The organism is Tessaracoccus yangjingae (genome assembly GCF_054483935.1).
Genome location: NZ_CM137014.1, coordinates 1,946,429 through 1,966,020, shown reverse-complemented (window position 1 = coordinate 1,966,020; position 19,592 = coordinate 1,946,429). Strand labels below are relative to the sequence as shown.

The window sequence follows — 19,592 nt, the reverse complement described above, 5'->3', positions numbered from 1 at the left end:
AACGCCCGGCACGCGCCGTGAATCATCGGCGTGTCCGCCGGGCGGGCGACACCCCATTGTGCGTCTCAGCGCTCGTGCAACCGCTGCGACACGACGGTGGATATCCCGTCTCCGCGCATCGTCACGCCGTAGAGCGAGTCGGCGATCTCCATCGTCCGCTTCTGATGCGTGATGATCAGCAGCTGCGACGACGCCCGCAGCTCCTCGTAGATGGACAACAGCCGGCCCAGGTTGGCGTCGTCGAGGGCCGCCTCCACCTCGTCGAGGATGTAGAAGGGGCTGGGGCGCGCCATGAAGAGCGCGACGAGGAACGCGACCGCCACGAGCGACCGCTCGCCCCCGGAGAGGAGCGAGAGCCGCTTGACGTGCTTGCCCGCCGGTCTGGCCTCGACGTCCACGCCCGTGGTGAGCCAGTCGCCCGGATCGGTGAGGATCAGCTTGCCCTCGCCGCCCGGGAACAACCGGCCGAACACGTCGGCGAAGCTCGCCTCGACATCGCGATAGGCCGCCTCGAACACCTCCTGGACCCGGCGGTCCACCTCGCCCACGATGTCGAGGAGGTCGGCGCGGGTCTGCTTGAGGTCGTCCAGCTGCTCAGCCAGGAACTGGTGCCGGGCCGTCATGGCGTCGAACTCCTCCAGCGCGAGCGGGTTGACGCGGCCGAGGACCGCCAGGTTCCGCTCCGCGGAGCGCAACCGCGCCGTCTGGTGTTCGCGGGAGTAGGGCACGGGGTCGGGCTGCTCGTCGTCGTCGGCCAGGGCCGAGCCGTCCGGCCGGGTCAGCACCGGGACCGGCTGGTCCGGGCCGTACTGGGCCACCAGATCCTCCGGCTCGAGCCCAAGCTCGCTCAGGGCCTTGTCCGCCAGTTGCTCCACCCGCATCCGGTGCTCGATCCGCACCATCTCGTCGCGGTGCGCCCCCCGGACGATCTCGTCCAGGCGCGCGGCCGCCGCCTTGGCGGCGTGCCTGGACTGCGTGGTGCCGGCCTCCGCCGCACGGCGGGCCTCGTCGGCCCCGTCGCGGGCCGCGGCGGCCCGGCCGCGCGCGCCCTCCACCAGCCCTGCCAGGCGCAGCGCAGCCTCGTGCACCGCCGCGGCGACGGCGGCCTCGCGCCTCAGCTGCTCGGCCCGGGCCTTGGCCTTGGCGCGGGACTGGCGCTCGTTCTGGGCGGCGCGCGCCAGGGAATCGGCGCGCCCCGCAATGGCCTTCACCTGTTCCTCCGCGGTGCGCAGGGCGAGCCTGGCTTCCATCTCGGCCTGCCTGGCGCGCCGCGCCTCGGCGGCCTTGTCGTCGCGATCGGCGGGCTCAGGCTCGACGTCCTCGCCCTCGGACGAGGCCACCGTCAGGCGTTCCGTGAGCTCCGCAAGCTGCTCCTCGTCCCTGGATCGAGCGGCGAGGGCCGCGTCGATCGCCTCCCCCAGCTTCTCCGCCTCGCGCAACGCCGCGGCCTGACCCTGCCGCTGGGCGTTGAGCTGCTCGGCCACCGCGGCGAGCTGCGCGTCGGAGGCGTGCAACTGCGCCAGAGCGTCCGCGGCCTCGCGGGTGGCGGACGCCAGGGCCTCGGCCACCTGTCCCTCCCGGAAGCGTGCGCGTTCGGCGTCGTGACCGCAGGACACCAGTTCGGCCTCCGCCTCGGCGAGCTGGGCCTGGACCTCCAGCAGCGACGGGGCGGCCGCGGAGCCGCCCTCGACCAGCCAGGAGGAGTACAGGTCCCCGGAGCGGGTCACCGCGACGACATGGGCATGCTCGGCCACCACGTCCGCAGCCTCATCGGCCGTCTCGACGGCTACCGCCGTCCCGAGGAGACGCGCGAGCGCTCCCGACAGCGCGTCAGGGGCTCGGACGAGCTCCTGGAGGGGCCGCCCGATCCCGACCCGCGCGTCGTGCGGCGGAGCCCCCGCGACGACGAGCGGAGCGCGGCCGAGGCCACCGTCGGCCAGGAACCGCGACGCCGCCAGGGCCCCGTCCAGGCCCCGCACGACGACGGACTCGGCCATCCCGCGCAGCGCAGCCGCGACGGCCGCCTCCCATCCGGGCTCGACGGTGACCAGGTCGCTCAGCCGTCCGAGGACGTCGTCGTGACCCGAATCGATGAGGTCCGCCGACCCGTCGCGGCGCTGTGCCATGAGGCGCAGCGCGTCCACCCTGGCACCGAGCGCGGCTCTGCGGCGCTCGATCTCAGCCAGAACCTCACGGAGGCCCGCCGCCTCGGCCTCGGTCCGCTCCACCACCTCGGCCGCCCGTTCGTAGACGTCGTCGAGGTCCGACTCGGACGCCCCGAGGCCCGCGAGTGACGACTCGATCACATGGAACCTTCGCTGCGCCTCGTCCGCCCTGGTGAGCGCGTCGGCGCGGCGCACCGTCAGGCGTTGGACCTCCTCGTCCGACGCCTCGAGCCTGGACTTCATGGCGTTGACCCTGCCGGTGAGCCGAGCCAGCCCCTCCCGCCGATCCGCGATTGCCCGCAGTGCCGAGCTGTAGGCCTGCTCCGCGGCCGCATGCCTCTGTTCCGCGGCGGAGCGCCTGAGCGACGCGTCCGCCAGGTCAGCCTGGGCCTGCTCCACCAGCGCCCTCAGCGCCTGCTCCCGGCCCCGGACCTCAGCCGCCTCGGCCTCCATCGCCTCGGGATCCCGGCCGCCGACGTCCAACGTGGGCTGATTCGCGCCGGCACGCATCCGCTCGGCCGCGATCGAGACGGTGGTGGTCACCCGCTCACGGAGCCCTGCGAGCGCGTACCAGCGCTCCTGGGCGGCGTCGAACTCCGCGGCGGCCTCCCGGAGCCGTGCCCCGGCCTCCTCCTCGGCCTGCAACGTCCGCCTCACGGCCTCCTCGGCCTGTTGCCTCGCCTCCAGCGCTGCCGCCTCGTCGGCGAGCTCGGCCGACAACTGGGCCTGGGCGGCGGCGAGATCGTCGGCCAGGAGCCTGGCCTTGGCGTCGCGCAGCTCCGCCTGGATCACCGCGGCCCGGCGGGCGGCCTGGGCCTGCCTCCCCAACGGCTTGAGCTGGCGCTGGAGCTCGGCGACCAGGTCCCCGAGGCGCTCCAGGTTCGCCTTCGTCGCCTCGAGCTTGCGCAGCGCCTTCTCCTTGCGCTTGCGGTGCTTGAGCACCCCCGCGGCCTCCTCGATGAACCCGCGGCGCGACTCGGGCGTGGCCTGCAGGATCGCGTCCAGCTGGCCCTGGCCGACGATGACGTGCATCTCGCGGCCGATCCCCGAGTCGCTCAGCAGCTCCTGCACGTCGAGGAGACGCGCGGGCGCGCCGTTGATCGCGTACTCGGAACCCCCGCTGCGGAACATGGTGCGGGTGATCGTCACCTCGGCGTACTCGATGGGCAGGGCTCCGTCGGAGTTGTCGATGGTCAGTTCCACCTCGGCGCGCCCCAGCGGTGCCCGCTTCGCGGTGCCGGCGAAGATGACGTCCTCCATCTTCCCGCCACGCAGGGTCTTGGCCCCCTGCTCCCCCATCACCCAGCTGAGCGCGTCGACCACGTTGGACTTACCCGAGCCGTTGGGGCCCACGACGCAGGTGATACCGGGTTCGAAGACCAGCGTCGTGGCCGACGCGAAGGACTTGAATCCGCGGAGGGTGAGCTGCTTGAGGTACACGACGGTGCCTAGGCTGCCTCGACCGGCCTGGTGGTGCGGATCGACCGGAATGTCCAGAACTTGTTGAGCAGGAAGCTCACGGGGATGGTGAAGATGATCATGATCAGCTGCGCCCAGTAGAACTTGGTGCGCAGTCCGGTGCTGTTGTCGAACACGTCGCTCGGCAGCGCGATGGGCGACTGCTCCCACATCAGCAGCGTCAGCAGGGCCATGCCGATCAGCTGCGCGATCAGGCCGACGGTGAGGAACGGCCAGTACTCGCGCCACCAGCCCGAGTGGCGGTGCGAGCCGAAGGTCCACCATCTGTTGAGCTGGAAGTTGAACAGGTTGGCCACGATGAAGGCCACCATGCTCATGACGTGGTACCAGCGGATGTTGAACTCCGTGCCGGGGATCGACCACACGGCCCCACCGCCGTGCGCGGCGCCGGGCCAGAAGATCGGCAGGCCGTGGCGCTGCACCCAGATCACCGCCATGTTGACCACCACGCCCAGGCCGCCGACCAGGCCGAAGCGGAGGAACTGACGGATCGAGTGCCGGTAGCGGTGCACCACGTCCCTGATCACGGTCGTCCCTTCTGAGGCCTCTGACACCGAGGACAAAAATAGCTGCTGCGGTTCATGAACGCCCGCCTGACGATGGGCGTGGCGCAGCGCGGGCACGGCGCGTCCTCGCGACCGTACGCGGCGAGTGAGCGAGAGAAGTAGCCGGACTGCCCGTTGACGTTGACGTAGAGGGAGTCGAACGACGTGCCACCCTGGGCCAGCGCCTCCTCCATCACCTCCCGCGCGGCGCGCAACACACCGCGGGCCTTGGCGGAGCTCAGCGTGTCCGTCGGCGTGTCGAAGTGGAGCCGGGCGCGCCACAGGGACTCGTCCGCGTAGATGTTGCCCACCCCGGAGACCAGTCGCTGATCGAGGAGGGCGCGCTTGATGCCCGTTCGCCTGGCCCGGAGCCGGGCGGCGACCGCCTGCTCGTCGAAGGCCTCGTCGAAGGGGTCCAGTGCCACGTGGGGAACGGGACAGGCGCTCAGGCCGGGGCGCCAGTCCAGGCCGCCGAACATCCGTTGGTCGACGAACCTCAGCTCGCGGCCGTCGTCGAGGGTGAACACCACCCTCGTGTGGCGGACGTGCTCGTCTCCGGGCCGGTTGACGCGGAACTGCCCGCTCATGCCGAGGTGCACCACCAGCGCGTCCTCACCGAGGACCCACCAGAGGTACTTCCCACGGCGGCGGACGTCGTCGACCTGCCTGCCGCTCAGCGCGGCGGCGAATGCGTCTGGGCCGGCCGCATAGGTGCGGACCGGGCGGGGGTGCGCGACGGTGACACCCTCGATGTGCCGCCCGCTCAGGTGGGTGGCAAGGCCGCGCCTCACCACCTCCACCTCCGGCAGCTCAGGCACCGGCTAGGGCCTCGCACGCCACTCTGGCAGCGATCTGCTCGGCATGCTTCTTGCTGGGGGCGGTCCCCCGGCCCCGGGGTTGGTCGTCGACGACCACGACGGCGGTGAAGACCCGCTGATGGTCAGGGCCCTCGCCGCTGACGTCGTAGCGGGGCAGCGCCCAGCCCTGTTGGGCGCAGAGTTCCTGGAGCGCCGTCTTGTAGTCCGCGTAGTCGCGGCTGCGCTCGGCCTCGACGATGAGGTGGTCGAGATTGCGGTGGATGAAGCGGCTCGCGTCCTCCGGGCCGGCCGAGATGTAGACGGCTCCGATGACCGCCTCCATGGTGTCGGCGAGGATCGACGTCTTGTCACGCCCCCGGGTGGCGATCTCCCCCTTGCCCAGCAGCAGGTGGTCGCCGAGCTCCAGGGTGCGGGCCACGTCCGCGAGCGCGACGGAGCTGACCACCCGGGCCCTCAGCTTCGCCAGATGGCCCTCCGGCAGGTCCGGGTAGCTCCGGAAGATGTGCTCGGTCACCACGATCTGGAGGACCGCGTCACCGAGGAACTCGAGCCGCTCGTTCGACTCGATGCCACCGTTCTCGTAGGCGTAGCTGCGGTGGGTGAATGACAACTCAAAGAGCTGGGCGTCGACCTCGACGCCCAGCTCGTTGAGTTGTGTGTGCAGTCTGCTCATCCCCGCTGAGACCTCGCGGGAACCAGTCCCGCTCAGGCCTCGAGGACCTGGCGGCGCTGACCGCGCGGGCCGTACTGGCCGCAGCTGGTGCAGGCGGTGTGCTGCAGGTGGGGCTCGCGGCAGGCCGGGTTGGCGCACACGACGGTGGGAACGACGGTCGTCTTCCACTGCGCACGGCGCGAACGGGTGTTGCTGCGCGACATCTTCCGCTTCGGAACGGCCACGATCTTCTCCTTCGTCAGGAACTACAAAAGTCTGCTCATTGGGGTTGGTCCCCGCCCAGCCCGGTCAGCTTCTCCCACCTGGGATCGATGCGCTGATCGTGCGTGTGCTCGGGATCGTCGTTGAGGGCTGCTCCACATTCGGGGCAGAGACCCAGGCAATCATCCTCGCACAAGGGCGTGAACGGCAACTCGAGCACCACGGCGTCACGCAGGGCCTCCTCGAGGTCGATCAACTCATCAACGATGAGGCTCTCGTCCTCCTCCATCTCCTTGCCGGGATAGAAGTAGAGCTCCTGCACATCGAAGGAGGCCTGCTCCTCGATGCTGTCCAGGCAGCGGGCGCATTGGCCGTGGAGTTCCACGGTTGCCGTGCCCGTCACCAGGACGCCTTCGGTCACCGCTTCGAACCGGAGATCCAGCTCGATGTCGGTGCCCAGTGGCACCCCGATCACGGCGGTGCCAAGGTCGGCCGGGGCGGGCACCGTCGCGGACACCTGTTTCATCGTCCCAGCCCTGCGCGCCAGCTCGTGGACCTCGAACACGAGGGGCGAGCGGCGATCCGGGTGGGGATGCACGGGTGACACGTCGGAAAATCCCTTCGTAGACCGTCCATGACCTCGTCATGACCGACCGCCAACTCTACCGACGGCGGGGCCGATTCCCAAAATGGCGAAGGGGTGGGCCTAGGCGCGGTTCGCGCGCCGCAGTTCGTCGATGGCGGCGGCGACGTTGGCCGGGACGTACGCGGTGACGTCGCCTCCCAGCCGCACCACCTGCCGGATGATGGTCGACGACAGGGTGACGTGCTCCTTCGCCGCCGGGAGGAGCACCGTCTCCACCGGCCCCATGGCGTGGTTCATGTGTGCCATCTGGAGCTCGAAATCGAAGTCCGAGCCGAACCGCAGGCCCTTGACCACGGCGGTGATCTGCCGTTGGCGACAGAAGTCCACCAGGAGGCCGTCCATGGGCTCGACCGTGATGTGGTCCAGGTCTGCCGTGGCCTCCTGGACGAGACGGACCCTCTCGTCGAAGCTGAAGAGGTAGTTCTTCGTCGAGTTGTTGCCGATCGCCACGACGACGGCGCCGAACAGCGCGTGCGCGCGGCGGATGACGTCGAGATGGCCCACCGTGATCGGGTCGAACGACCCGGGGCACAAGACCGGCATGCGTTGCTCCTAGTCCACAGCTCCGAAGAAGAGCGTCGTCTCACCGTAGCCGCGATGCCAGGTGTCTGTGAACCGGTCCGGCCACGCTGGGGCGCGGTCCCGGGCTGAGCGTTCGACCACCACCAGGCCGCGCTCCGCGACGGCACAGTCGGCGAGCACGCCGAGGAGAGCCTCCACATTCTCGGTGGGCAGGTCGTAGGGAGGGTCGAGGAAGACCAGGTCGAACCGTCCCCCCGGGGCCTGGGCCGCCGCCTCGGCCTTGACCGCGCGGACCTCCACCGCGAGGCCGGTGGCCCTGGCGTTGTCCTGGATCAGGCGCGCGGTGGGCCTGTCGTGTTCGACCAGCACGACGGGGCCCGCCCCCCGGCTGGCCGCCTCGAGGCCGACCGCGCCCGAGCCCGCGAAGAGGTCCAGCACGGAGACCCCGGCGAGGTGCTCGGACGCGTCCGCGTCGGCCGTGCCGAACCAGCTCGCGAGCGCCGAGAAGAGGGCCTCCCTGGTGCGGTCAGTGGTGGGCCGGGTGCGGGCACCCTTGGGGACGGCGAGGCGGTGACCCTTCGCCCGTCCGGCGATGATCCTGCTCATGTCTTGTCCATCCACTCTCCGGCCGCGACCGCCTCCGCCTTGGTCATCAGGTCCGCCAGGAGCGGATCCGAGGCGGCCCGCTCGTCGGCCAGGACCCGTTCCGCGAGGACCTTGGCCGCCTTGATCACCTCCGCGTCGTCGAGGGCGCGCAGCAGCTTGAGGGTGCCCCCGCCCGACTGCGCCGCGCCGAGGACGTCGCCCTCTCGGCGGAGCCGCAGGTCCAGCTCGGCCAGCTCGAAGCCGTCCGTGGTGGAGACCATGGCCTGCAGGCGCGTCTCCGCGTCGAGGTTCTCCCCCACCGCCGCCAGCAGCAGGCACAGCCCTGCGTGCCCGCCACGGCCGATGCGCCCGCGGAGCTGGTGGAGCTGGCTCAACCCGAACCTGTCGGCATCCAGCACCACCATCACCGAGGCGTTCGGCACGTCCACGCCCACCTCGATGACTGTGGTGGCCACGATGACGTCGAGGCGCCCCTCGGCGAACGCCGCCATGGCCTCGTCGCGCTCCGCCGCCGGCTGCTTTCCGTGGACGGCCCCCACCCGGAGTCCCGCGAGCGGCCCCGCCGCCAACTCCGGCGCCAACACCTCGACGGCGGCCACCGGCCCCGCACCCGCGCTCTCGGCCTCCTTCGCGCTGATCGCCGGACACACCACGAACGCCTGGCGGCCCTGCGCAACCTCTTCCCTGATCCGCTGCCACGCCCTGGCGACCCAGTGCGGGTTCCTGGCAGTGTCCACGAAGACGGTCTGCACGGGGGCGCGCCCCGCGGGGAGCTCACGCAGCTCGCTGACCTCGAGATCCCCGAACACGGTCATCGCGATCGAGCGCGGGATGGGGGTGGCGGTCATGACCAGCGTGTGCGGCTTCCGCTCCGCCTTGGCCGACAGCGCCGCCCGCTGCTCGACGCCGAACCGGTGCTGCTCGTCGACCACGACCAGGCCGAGGTCGAAGAAGGCGACCGGATCGCTGAGCAGCGCGTGCGTGCCGATGACGATGCCCGCCTCACCGGTCACGATGTCGTTGAGGACGCCCCGCTTGGCCGCGGCGGAACGGCTGCCGGTGAGCAGGACCACGCCTGTCGCGTCCGGGTGCGCACCGAGCTGGCGCCCCTGGCCGAGATCCCCCAGCAGCCTCGTGATGGTCTGGTGATGCTGCTTGGCCAGCACCTCGGTGGGAGCCAGGAGGACCGCCTGACCCCCCGCGTCGACGACGGCGAGCATGGCCCTCAGCGCCACCAGCGTCTTGCCCGAGCCCACCTCACCCTGCAGCAGCCGGTTCATCGGCGCGCCCTTCGCCAGCTCGTCGAAGACGGTCTCTCCGATCTCCCGCTGTCCGGCGGTGAGGGTGAACGGCAGCCTCCGGTCGAACTCCTCCAGCAGCCCGCCGCGCCGTCGTGGCCGGGGCGTCGCCAGCTCACCCGCCGCGTCCCGGCGCCGCGCGGCCATCGCGAGCTGGATGCCGAAGGCCTCGTCGAAGCGCAGCCTGGCCTGACCGAACTCGGCCTGGCGGAGCTCCACGGGCTCGTGGACCGCGCTGAGCGCCTCCGGGAAGGGCAGGACGCCGGCCTCCTCGACCACCCAGCCGGGCAGCGTGTCTCCGGTCAGCGAGGGCAGCACCAGCTGAACCGACTCGGCGATCACCCAGGTGGGCAGCTTTGACGAGGCCGGGTACAGGCCGATCATCGTGGCGCGCTGGACGCTGCGTGCCATCGCCGCCTGCTTCGTCGAGGACTTGCGCTCCGAGACCCGCGTGCCGTCGAGCATCACGAAATCGGGGTGGGCGAGCTGGAGCTCCCCGTTGAAGCTCCCCACCCGGCCGATGAAGATGCCCCTGGACCCTGGCTGCAGCAGGCTCACCCACCACTTCAGGTGACGCTCGTACCGCGCGAACAGGGTGATGGACAACCTCCCGTGCCCGTCGCTCAGCACCGCCTGGACCCGGGCGCTCGGGATGGTGCCGAAGGTCTTCGCCCCCAGGACCTCGGCGACGACCGCCACCTCCTCGCCCACGCGCAGCGTCGCGAAGTCCGACATCCCGGTGCCGGAGATGTAGCGGCGCGGCACGTGGCGCACCAGGTCGTCGACGGTGACGAGGCCCAGCTTCTCGAACCCGTCGGCCGTCTTCGAGCCGAGCACATCGACGAGGCGGCGGCCCAGCTCGCGGTAGATGGGGGTGCGCCAGGAGGACATGACCCGACCCTACCGGGCGCCCCCGACAGGCCCGTGGGCCGACGCGAGGGGACACGGGAACCGGCGGCCCGCCGAAGCGGACCGCCGGTTACTGCGTTCAGGGATGCGGACTAGCGCGAGACCTTGCCGGCCTTGAGGCAGGAGGTGCACACGTTCACGCGCTTCGGCGTGCCGTTGACGGTGGCACGCACGCGCTGGATGTTCGGGTTCCAGCGGCGGTTGGTCTTCTTCTTCGACCAAGGAACGTTGTGACCGAAGCCGGGTCCCTTGGCGCAAACATCACACGTGGCGGCCACTGGAATCTCCTTGTTGTCTGTGCCCAGGATTGAAGCCTGGATTGCTCTTGAGGTGTAGCCCACGCGAGCAGGCAACCGCACAATATTAACCCGCCCGCGTGGAAATGGCCAAATGAGGCCCTACTTGCGGCCCCGTCGACGGGGCGACCGGCGCTCGCCGCCGTCCGAGGGCGCCTGCGAGTCCACGGGCTCCTCGAAGCGCACGTAGCCGGCGCCCTGGCAGTGCTCACACGGCTCGGTGAATGCCTCCTGGAGGCCAGTGCCGATGCGCTTGCGCGTCAGCTGCACCAGGCCGAGGCTGGTCACCTCCGCCACCTGGTGGCGCGTGCGGTCCCGGCCGAGGCACTCGACGAGCCGGCGTAGCAGCAGTTCGCGGTTGCTGGGCAGGACCATGTCGATGAAGTCGATCACGATGATGCCGCCCAGGTCCCGCAGGCGCAGCTGCCGGACGATCTCCTCCGCCGCCTCCAGGTTGTTGCTGGTGACGGTGGCCTCGAGGTTGCCCCCGGCGCCGGTGAAGCGGCCGGTGTTGACGTCGATGACCGTCATGGCCTCGGTGCGGTCGATGACGAGCGAGCCCCCGGAGGGGAGGAACACCTTGCGGTCGAGCGCCTTGGCGATCTGGTCGTCGATCTTGAACTGCGCGAAGGCGTCGCGTCCGTCCTCGGCCGCCTCGAAGCGGATGAGGCGCTCGGCCAGGTGCGGCGCGACGTGGCTGACGTAGGCCGAGATGGCGTCGTAGGCGTCGTCGGGGCCACCGTCGCCCTGGACGATGAGCTGGCCGAAGTCCTCGGTGAACAGGTCGCGGACGATCCTGAGGGTGAGGTCGGGCTCCGAGTAGAGCGCCTGAGGCGCGCTGCCCTGCTTGGCCTTCTTCTCGATGACCTCCCACTGCGCCTTCAGCCGGTTGACGTCGCGGATCAGCTCCTCCTCGCTGGCCCCCTCGGCGGCGGTCCGCACGATGACGGACTCGTCGTCGGAGATGAGCGAGCCGAGGACGGTCCGGAGCCTGCTGCGCTCCTGATCCGGCAGCTTGCGGGAGATGCCGGACAGGTGGCCGCCGGGCGAGTAGACGATGTAGCGGCCGGGCAGCGAGATGTGGCTGGTCAGCCGCGACCCCTTCGCGCCCACCGGGTCCTTGGTGACCTGGACGAGGACGCTCTGGCCGGACTTCAGGACGTTCTCGACCTTGCGGTTCTCGCCGGTCACGCCGAAGGCGGCCCAGTCCACCTCGCCGGCGTAGAGCACGGCGTTGCGTCCGCGGCCGATGTCGATGAACGCGGCCTCCATGCTCGGGAGCACGTTCTGGACGCGCCCGAGGTAGATGTTGCCGATCAGCGAGGTGGCAGAGGCCTTGTCGACGTAGTGCTCGACGAGGATGTTGTCCTCGACGACGGCCAGCTGCGTGTAGTCCTCGGACTGGCGGATGACGAGCTTGCGGTCCACCGACTCGCGGCGCGCGAGGAACTCGGCCTCGCTGAGGATCGGCGCACGCCGGCGGCCCGCCGCGCGCGACTCCTTGCGGCGCTGGCGCTTGGCCTCCATCCGCGTGGAGCCCTCGATGCCGGTCACCTCGTCGGAGGACGTGGACTCGGCGTCGGCGCCCTCGCCGCGACGGCGACGACGGCGGCGACGGCGGGTGGTGCCGGAGTCGTCGGCTTCGGTGTCGGACTCACCCTCTGCTTCACCCTCGGGCTCCGCCTCCGCCGACTCGTCGTCGCGGGCGGTCCCGGAGGCGTCGGCCTCGGTTTCGTCGGCCTCGTCGGCCTCATCCTCGTCGGCGTCGTCGCGGGCGCTGCCACGGCGGCGACGACGGCCTCCGCGCCGACGGCGGCGGCGGGACGGGCGGTCACCGTCGGCCTCGTCCTCGACGACGTCCTCGTCCTCGGGCTCCCCCTCCAGGTCCGGCTCATCGGCGCCGGGCTCGAGCGAGGCGTCCTGAAGGTCCTCGTCGGCCTCCGGCTCGTCCTCCTCGGAGGCTCCCGCGATGGCGCCCGCCAGGGCCGCCAACTGCTGCTCGCGCGCGGCGGCGGTCAGGAACGGGTCAGTCAGCAGAGCCCTGCGGGCCTCGGCCAGCTCCTCCGCGGCACGGAGCGCGTCCCCGATCACATCCTCACCGTCGCCCTCGGCGGGCGCTGCGGGCGCTGCGGCGGCGCGGGTGGCGCGACGACGACGCCCACGACCCTGCTCGGCGGCGGGCTGCGTGGGCGCAGCCTGCTCCTCAGGTCCCGCCTCGGGCTCAGGCTCCGGGGAGGCGGCCACCTGTACCTCGGAAGCGCTCGGGGCGGCCACCGGCTCGGGGGCAGCCACCGGCTCCGGGGCGGCGGCGGGACGCGACGCCCGCCGGCGGCGCGCCGGGGGCGGCGACTGCGGGGCCTCCGCTATCACGGCCTCGGCGGCCGGCTGCTCGGCTTCGGGCTGCTCCGCCGGGGCGGGAGCCTCGTCCGGTGCGACGGCCACGGCCTGCTCCGGCTGAGGGGCGGGCTCGGGCGGAGCCGTTCGGCGCGTGGCCCTGCGGCGCACCGGCTTGACCGGAGCCTCCTCGGCAACCTGCGCCTCCTGGGCAACCGGCGCCTCGTCGGCAACCGTCGGCTGCACGGGCTCCGCGACCGGCTCGACCACGGGGGTGTCCTCCGCGGACCCGGCGGGCTCCACGGCCTTGACGCGACGGCGGCGCGCGGGGGCCGCTTCGCCGTCGGGCTTCGACGCCACCCGTCGGCGCCTCGGGGTCAACGTGGGCGCGTCCGCTTCGGCCGGGGCGGCCGATGCTTCGGCCGGGGCAGCTGCGCCCTCCTGGGGCGGACCGGCCGGACGGCCCGCCGCGCGGCGGCGCCTGACCGGGGTGGCGGGGGTGGTGTCTTCGGCGGTCGTGCCGTCGTTTTCAGTGTCGAGCATGGGGCTCCTTACACGCGGATGCGCGGACAGGCACAGACGCGCTGTGCGCTAAGACTGAGGCCATCCGGGGCAGTGCGAGCAGTCGCGGCAGACATGCCGCGGTGCAGCCTCGCTGCTCCAGGGTGACACCGGGCGGTGCCGTGACCTGTTCGTTATTCTCGCACATCGACCAACCCCATCGCGTATCGCGACACGATCAACGCAGCGGATCCCCGATGCCGTCCTCCCCCAGCGGCCCCTGGCCCAGACGGGTCAGCAGTGCCTGCGACGGCACCCGCGGGTCCAGTGCGCGGAGCGCGGTCACGACGTCGTCGGGGCGCACCAGCGGAGTCTGGTGGATCGAGCGCAGGTGGAGCGTCTCGTCGTCGGCGACCTCGAGCGAGACGATGGCGCCGCGGACGTCGAACGAGCGGATGCCGTTCTTGGTCATGCGCTCAACGACGTGGGTTTCCTGGGCCAGCAGCGCGGTCACGGCCTGGGCGAGCACGCCCGGCTGGGCCCCGGCCAACGAGACCACCCAGTCGGACGCCTGCAGCAGGTCGCCCAGCGGCGCCTTGAGGGCCTCGGCGACATCGAGGACGACGAACCCGTGAGGCAGGACCTCGTTCAGCGCCTCCATCACCCTGACCGGGTTGCACACCTCACTCAGGCCGAGCTCCACGTACTCGGCCTCGGAGGCCGCCGATGTGGGGGCGGCGTTGGCATAGGAGATGCGCGGGTGGGGCGAGAAGCCCGAGGAGTAGGCCATGGGGATCTCCGCACGTCTCAGCGCTCGCTCCAGGGCGCGCCCGAAGTCTCGGTGCGACGTGAAGCGCCCCGGCCCGCGCTTGGCGTAGCGCAGCCTCAACTTCTGCGCCGGAGGTGCCTGCTGGACCGGCGGCTGTCGATTTCCCACGCGGCGCAGTCTAGTGGGCGTGCATGCGGACGCCGGTCACCGCTTCCGGTACAGCTTCTTGCTCTGGAAGACCGGCTCGCTCGTCACGTTGACGCCGAGGTTGCGGAAGATGGCCTCGTCCACCGGCCCGAGGATCACCGAGGTGTGCACGTCGCACCCCCGCAGGTGGGCGAGCTCGGCCAGCGCGCGCCGGGCGTTCTCGTCGTAGGTGGCGCCCACGGAGAGGGCGATGAGCACCTCGTCGGTGTGCAGCCGCGGGTTCGCGCTGCCCAGGTGACGGGTCTTCAGCGTCTGGATGGGCCCGATGGTCTCTGGCGCCAGCAGGTGCACGTCGTCCGGCAGGCCCGCGAGCAGCTTGAGCGCGTTGAGCAGAAGCGCCGATGAGCTGCCGAGGAGCGCCGAGGTCTTGCCGGTGACGATCGAGCCGTCCGGGAGCTGCAGCGCGGCCGCGGGGCCCTTCGTCCGGCGTTCGAGCTCCAGGGCGGGTCCGACGACGGGGCGGTCGTCGGCGCTGATGCCCAGCTTGCTCATGGTGAGCGCGATCCTGTCCGAGAGGGTGGGCTCGAGCTCGTCGCGCCGCTCGTGGACCAGCGCCTTGTAGTAGCGGCGGATGACCTCCTGCCGTGAGGCCTCCCGGCAGACCTCGTCGTCGGAGATGCACAGGCCCGCCATGTTGACGCCCATGTCTGTGGGCGACTGGTAGGGCGAGCTGCCGGTGAGCTGCTCGAACAGCAGCTTGAGCACCGGGAAGATCTCGACGTCGCGGTTGTAGTTGACGGCCTGCTCACCGTAGGCGGCGAGGTGGAAGGGGTCGATCAGGTTGACGTCGTCCAGGTCCGCCGTCGCAGCCTCGTAGGCGAGGTTGACGGGATGGTCGAGCGGCAGGTTCCAGATCGGGAAGGTCTCGTACTTGGCGTAGCCGGAGGGGATTCCGCGCTTGTGGTCGTGGTAGAGCTGGGACAGGCAGGTGGCCATCTTGCCGCTGCCCGGGCCTGGGGCGGTGACCACGATCAGGTCGCGGGTGGTCTCGATGTAGTCGTTGCGGCCGTAACCGTTGTCGCTGACGATCAGGGCAACGTCGCTGGGGTAGCCCTTGATCGGGTAGTGCCGGTACACCTTCAGCCCCAGGCGCTCGAGCTTGCGCTTGAACGCCCGTCCCTGGCGGTGCTCGTCGGTCATCTGCGTGATGACGACGCTGCCCACGTAGAGGCCGTAGGACCGGAACTCGTCGATCAGCCTGAGCACGTCGGACTCGTACGTGATCCCGAGATCGGCGCGCACCTTGTTGCGGGCGAGGTCGTGGGCGCTGATGACGATGACCACCTCGACCTCGTCCTTGAGCGTCTCCAGCATCGTGATCTTGTTGTCCGGGGTGAAGCCGGGCAGCACGCGGGAGGCGTGGTGGTCGTCGAACAGCTTCCCACCGAACTCCAGGTACAGCTTGCCGCCGAAGCGCTTGCGCCGCTCGTCGATGTGCTGAGACTGGAGGGCGAGATACTTCCCGCTGTCGAACCCGATCCTGCGCGCGCTGTCCACGGACCGCGAGCCTAGCGCTTCCGCTATGCGAGCGTGGGCCGGGTCACGGAGAGCGGCAGCAGGACCTTGCCGGTGGGGCCGATCTGGATCTGGGTGTCCATCTGAGGACACACCCCGCAGTCGAAGCACGGCGTCCAGCGGCAGTCCTCCACCTCGCGCTCGTCGAGCGCGTCCTGCCAGTCCTCCCACAGCCAGTCGCGGTCGAGGCCGGCGTCGAGGTGGTCCCAGGGCAGGACCTCCTCATATCCGCGCTCGCGCGTGGTGTACCAGTCGAGGTCCACGCCGAAGGCGGCGAGCTCCTCCGCCGCGGCGGCGGTCCAGCGCTCGTAGCTGAAGTGCTCACTCCAGCCGTCGAACTTGCCGCCCTCGCGCCACACCCGCTCGATCACCCGACCGATGCGGCGATCGCCCCGCGACAGCAGGCCCTCGATCACGCCGGGCTTCCCGTCGTGGTAGCGCATGCCGATGGCCTTGCCGTAGTTCCGGTCCTGGCGGATGGTGTCGCGGAGCAGCTGGAGCCGGTGGTCGATCGTCTCCGCGCTCGCCTGCCCCGCCCACTGGAACGGGGTGTGGGCCTTCGGCACGAACCCGCCGATGGACACGGTGCACCGGATGTCGCGGGTGCCGGAGGCCTTGCGGCCGGTCTCGATCACCCGGCGCGCCAGGTCCGCGATGGCCAGGACGTCCTCGTCGGTCTCGGTGGGCAGCCCGCACATGAAATAGAGCTTCACCTGGCGCCAGCCGGAGGAGAAGGCGGCGGCGACCGTGTCGATGAGGTCGTCCTCGGTGACCATCTTGTTGATCACCTTGCGCATCCGCTCGGAGCCGCCCTCGGGCGCGAAGGTGAGCCCCGAGCGGCGGCCGTTGCGGCTGAGCTCGTTGGCCAGGTCGATGTTGAAGGCGTCCACGCGCGTCGACGGCAGGGAGAGGGAGACGTTGGAACCCTCGTACCGGTCCGCCAACTGGCGGGTGACCTCCGCGATCTCGGAGTGGTCCGCCGACGACAGCGACAGCAGTCCGATCTCCTCCAGGCCGGTGGCCTTCAGCCCGCCGGCCACCATGGCGCCGATGGTCTCGATGGACCGCTCCCGGACCGGGCGGGTGATCATGCCCGCCTGGCAGAACCGGCAGCCGCGGGTGCAGCCGCGGAAGATCTCCACCGAGTAGCGCTCGTGCACCGTCTCGGCCATCGGCACGATGGGGTGCTTCGGGTAGGGCCACTCGTCGAGGTTCATCAGCGTGTGCTTGCGCACCTGGAACGGCACACCCTCACGGTTGGGCGCGATCCGCTGGATGCGCCCGTCGTCGAGGTAGTCCACGTCGTAGAACCGGGGCACGTAGAACGCGCCGGTGGAGGCCAGGCGAAGCAGCAGGCCGTCGCGGCCGCCCTCGCGGGCGTCGAGCTTCCATTCCCGGACGATGTCGGAGATGAGCAGCGACGCCTCCTCGCCGTCGCCCAGCACCGCGACGTCGATGAAGTCGGCGATGGGCTCCGGGTTGAACGCCGCGTGCCCGCCGGCGACGACGATCGGCTCACCGTCCTGGCGATCGGCCGCGTGCAGCGACATGCCCGCCAGGTCGAGGATGTTGAGCAGGTTCGTGTAGCCGAGTTCGGTAGAGAAGGACACGCCCAGCACGTCGAACATGCCGACGGGGCGGTGCGCGTCCAGCGTGAACTGCGGCACCCGCGCCTCCCGCATCCTGGCCTCCATGTCCGGCCAGACGCAGTACGTCCGCTCGGCCAGGATCCACTCGCGCTCGTTGAGGATCTCGTAGAGGATGGCCACGCCCTGGTTGGGCTGGCCCACCTCGTAGGCGTCCGGGTAGGACAGGCACCAGCGCACGGCGACCGACTCCCAGTCCTTGACGACGGAGTTGTGCTCCCCGCCGACGTACTGGATGGGCTTGCTCACCTGCGCGAGCAGGGGCTCCAGCCGTCCGAAGAGCGAGTGGGTGGGCAGCGCGGGAAGTGTAGTCATGGCGCCGCCTAGGATAACCGCGGCTGCCGGTTTGACCTAGAGCTCGCCGAACCAGAGCGCGATCTCGTGGGCCGCCGACTCGGGCGAGTCGGAGGCGTGGACCGCGTTGCGCCGGGTGGACTCGGCGAAGTCTGCGCGCACCGTCCCGGGCTCGGCCTTGGCCGGATCCGTCGCCCCGTGCAGGGCTCGGACGCGCGCGACGGCGTCGTCGCCGGCCACCACCATGGCGATGAGGGGGCCCTCGGTCATGAACTCCCGCAGCGGGGGGTAGTACTCGCGCTCCACGTGTTCGGCGTAGTGCCGGTCCGCGAACTCCGGGTCGATCCGGCGGAACTCCATGGCGGCCAGGCGCAGCCCGGCCTCCTCGTACCGCGACACGATGGCCCCCACGTGGCCGGCCGCCACGGCGTCGGGCTTGATGATGACGAACGTCTGCTCGCTCATGTGTTGTCCCTTCCGGCCTGCGCCGCTTCCAGTCTCTTGCCGAGCACCATGCAGGTCACCCAGATCATGGCGAAGATGATCCCCATCGCGTACATCCACGGGGTGAGCAGGCCCAGCCCGATGATCACCACCTGCGCCACCCACCCGACGACGTAGCCCCACCTCTTCCTGAGGCCGGCGGACGCGGCCACGCACAGCAGCGTCGTCACGGCGCACCAGGCCGCCGCGACCCAGAGGTTGACCCCTGAAACCTGGATCATGCCGATGAAGGCGAGCCAGACCACGATGATCTCGAAGACCAGCACGGACATGGCTGCCGAGCGGAGCGGGTTGCCGGGGTCGAGGGTCACGATTCATCCTTCTTCAGCAGGTCGCGGGCCTCGCCGGCCGCGATGACGGACCCCGCTACCAGGACGCCCGCCTGGGCGCTGGAGGTGTCGGCCAGCATCACGGCCAGGTCCAGGGCCTCTGCAACGGTTCGGGCGCGGTGGACCTGATGCGTCGACCAGATCGTCTCGGCCACCGCCGCGAGGTCGTCGACAGACCGGGCGCGGGGCGAGGAGGACACCGCGGTGATCACCACCTGGTCCATCTGCTCGGCGAAGATCTCGAGCGTCTCCTCGGCGTTCTTGTCCTGCATCATCGCCACCACCCCGATGAGCGGATCGAAGGTATAGGACTCGGCGACGGCGTCGATGGTGGCGCGGGCGGCCGGCGGGTTGTGCGCCGTGTCGATGACGATGGGAGGAGACGTCCGGACCAGCTCGAGCCGGGCCGGCGCCTCGACCGCGCCCAGCGCCTCGACGATGACCTCAGGGCTGAGCGGCTGCCCGCCCAGGAAGGCCTCCACGGCCGCAACGGCCAGGGCGGCGTTGCGGGCCATGTGCTCCCCGAAGAGGGGTAGGAAGATGTCGCCCACCGGGCCCCCCGCGGTGTCGATCCGCAGCAGCTGGCCGCCGACGGCGAGGCTGCGGTCCAGGAGCCCGAAGTCCGGCCCCTCGACCTTCACGGGGGCGCCCACCTCGATGGCCCGCTCCAGCAGCACCCGCGCGGCCGCCGGGTCCTGGCCGGCCAGCACCGCCGTCGACCCGTGCTTGATGATGCCCGCCTTCTCCCCCGCGATCTCCACGATGGTGGAGCCGAGAATGTGCATGTGGTCCAGCCCGATGGGCGTCACCACCGCAACCGCGGCGTCCGCGACGCTCGTGGCGTCCCATCGGCCGCCGAGACCCACCTCCATCACCGCCACATCGACGGGGGCGTCGGCGAAGGCCGCGTAGGCCATGCCGGTGATCACCTCGAAGAACGTCATAGCGACGCCGTCCAGCTGCTGCTCGTCGACCATGGCCACGTAGGGCTCGATGTCGCGCCAGACCTCGTCGAAGCGCTCCTCGCTGATGGGCTCCCCGTCGATGCTGATCCGCTCGCGCACGTCGCTGAGATGTGGGCTGGCGAACCTGCCCGTGCGCAGCCCGGCCGACCGCAGGAGCGTCTCGATCATGATCGCGGTGCTGCCCTTGCCGTTGGTGCCGGCCACCTGGATCACGGGGAAGGCCCGCTGCGGGTCCCCGAGGAGGTCGACGAGGGCCGCGATGCGGGTCAGGCTGGGCGCCACCCGGTGCTCGGGCCAGCGGCTGGTCAGGGCGGCTGTCAGCTCGGCGTGCGTGGAGTGAGTCATCGTGGCCCCAGCCTAGTGGCGGGCC

17 protein-coding genes are annotated in these 19,592 nt (G+C 70.9%); all 17 read right to left on the bottom strand.

The genetic code is table 11. The features are described 5' to 3' along the window. Positions 1–65 precede the first annotated feature (65 nt). Positions 66–3,605: a chromosome segregation protein SMC gene (gene smc / locus ACX1D3_RS08605; RefSeq protein WP_458993538.1), complete on the bottom strand. Its 3,540-nt coding sequence runs from the start codon at positions 3,603–3,605 to the stop codon at positions 66–68. An 8-nt stretch (positions 3,606–3,613) separates the two neighbouring features. Beyond that, on the bottom strand, positions 3,614–4,171 hold the full coding sequence (locus ACX1D3_RS08600) for a GtrA family protein (protein WP_458993537.1): 558 nt from the start codon (positions 4,169–4,171) through the stop codon (positions 3,614–3,616). Beyond that, complete coding sequence (mutM, locus tag ACX1D3_RS08595) at positions 4,168–5,007, bottom strand: bifunctional DNA-formamidopyrimidine glycosylase/DNA-(apurinic or apyrimidinic site) lyase (RefSeq protein WP_458993536.1); 840 nt, start codon at positions 5,005–5,007, stop codon at positions 4,168–4,170. Before mutM ends, ACX1D3_RS08600 begins: the two co-directional genes overlap by 4 nt. Continuing rightward, the gene (gene rnc, locus ACX1D3_RS08590; RefSeq protein WP_458993535.1) at positions 5,000–5,680 is read right to left on the bottom strand and encodes a ribonuclease III; all 681 of its coding nucleotides are present in this window, start codon (positions 5,678–5,680) and stop codon (positions 5,000–5,002) included. Before rnc ends, mutM begins: the two co-directional genes overlap by 8 nt. A gap of 32 nt (positions 5,681–5,712) precedes the next feature. Continuing rightward, positions 5,713–5,904, bottom strand: coding sequence for a 50S ribosomal protein L32 (gene rpmF / locus ACX1D3_RS08585; RefSeq protein ID WP_458993534.1), 192 nt, complete (start codon positions 5,902–5,904; stop codon positions 5,713–5,715). Positions 5,905–5,939: 35 nt separating this feature from the next. Then, a complete protein-coding gene (locus ACX1D3_RS08580) occupies positions 5,940–6,488 on the bottom strand; it encodes a YceD family protein (RefSeq protein WP_458993533.1) in 549 nt (182 codons plus the stop codon). 99 nt (positions 6,489–6,587) lie between these two features. Beyond that, a complete protein-coding gene (gene coaD, locus ACX1D3_RS08575; RefSeq protein WP_458993532.1) occupies positions 6,588–7,070 on the bottom strand; it encodes a pantetheine-phosphate adenylyltransferase in 483 nt (160 codons plus the stop codon). A 9-nt stretch (positions 7,071–7,079) separates the two neighbouring features. Continuing rightward, positions 7,080–7,655, bottom strand: coding sequence for an RsmD family RNA methyltransferase (locus ACX1D3_RS08570; protein ID WP_458993531.1), 576 nt, complete (start codon positions 7,653–7,655; stop codon positions 7,080–7,082). Continuing rightward, positions 7,652–9,844: an ATP-dependent DNA helicase RecG gene (locus ACX1D3_RS08565; RefSeq protein WP_458993530.1), complete on the bottom strand. Its 2,193-nt coding sequence runs from the start codon at positions 9,842–9,844 to the stop codon at positions 7,652–7,654. Before ACX1D3_RS08565 ends, ACX1D3_RS08570 begins: the two co-directional genes overlap by 4 nt. 110 nt (positions 9,845–9,954) lie before the next feature. Continuing rightward, the gene (rpmB, locus tag ACX1D3_RS08560) at positions 9,955–10,140 is read right to left on the bottom strand and encodes a 50S ribosomal protein L28 (protein ID WP_458996510.1); all 186 of its coding nucleotides are present in this window, start codon (positions 10,138–10,140) and stop codon (positions 9,955–9,957) included. Between the two features lie 120 nt (positions 10,141–10,260). Next, complete coding sequence (locus tag ACX1D3_RS08555; protein ID WP_458993529.1) at positions 10,261–13,035, bottom strand: Rne/Rng family ribonuclease; 2,775 nt, start codon at positions 13,033–13,035, stop codon at positions 10,261–10,263. Between the two features lie 196 nt (positions 13,036–13,231). Continuing rightward, positions 13,232–13,930, bottom strand: a complete 699-nt coding sequence (locus ACX1D3_RS08550; protein ID WP_458993528.1) for a TIGR03936 family radical SAM-associated protein — start codon at positions 13,928–13,930, stop codon at positions 13,232–13,234. A gap of 36 nt (positions 13,931–13,966) precedes the next feature. Then, on the bottom strand, positions 13,967–15,466 hold the full coding sequence (locus ACX1D3_RS08545; RefSeq protein ID WP_458993527.1) for a DUF1846 domain-containing protein: 1,500 nt from the start codon (positions 15,464–15,466) through the stop codon (positions 13,967–13,969). A gap of 23 nt (positions 15,467–15,489) precedes the next feature. Continuing rightward, positions 15,490–17,427: a TIGR03960 family B12-binding radical SAM protein gene (locus ACX1D3_RS08540; RefSeq protein ID WP_458996509.1), complete on the bottom strand. Its 1,938-nt coding sequence runs from the start codon at positions 17,425–17,427 to the stop codon at positions 15,490–15,492. A gap of 54 nt (positions 17,428–17,481) precedes the next feature. Beyond that, positions 17,482–17,889: a nucleoside-diphosphate kinase gene (gene ndk / locus ACX1D3_RS08535; protein ID WP_458993526.1), complete on the bottom strand. Its 408-nt coding sequence runs from the start codon at positions 17,887–17,889 to the stop codon at positions 17,482–17,484. Further along, a complete protein-coding gene (locus tag ACX1D3_RS08530; RefSeq protein WP_458993525.1) occupies positions 17,886–18,239 on the bottom strand; it encodes a DUF4233 domain-containing protein in 354 nt (117 codons plus the stop codon). Before ACX1D3_RS08530 ends, ndk begins: the two co-directional genes overlap by 4 nt. Then, positions 18,236–19,567 carry a bifunctional folylpolyglutamate synthase/dihydrofolate synthase gene (locus ACX1D3_RS08525; RefSeq protein ID WP_458993524.1) on the bottom strand — a complete coding sequence of 444 codons (1,332 nt, stop codon included), beginning with the start codon at positions 19,565–19,567 and terminating at the stop codon, positions 18,236–18,238. The genes ACX1D3_RS08530 and ACX1D3_RS08525 overlap by 4 nt, the downstream gene beginning before the upstream one ends. Positions 19,568–19,592: the final 25 nt, after the last annotated feature.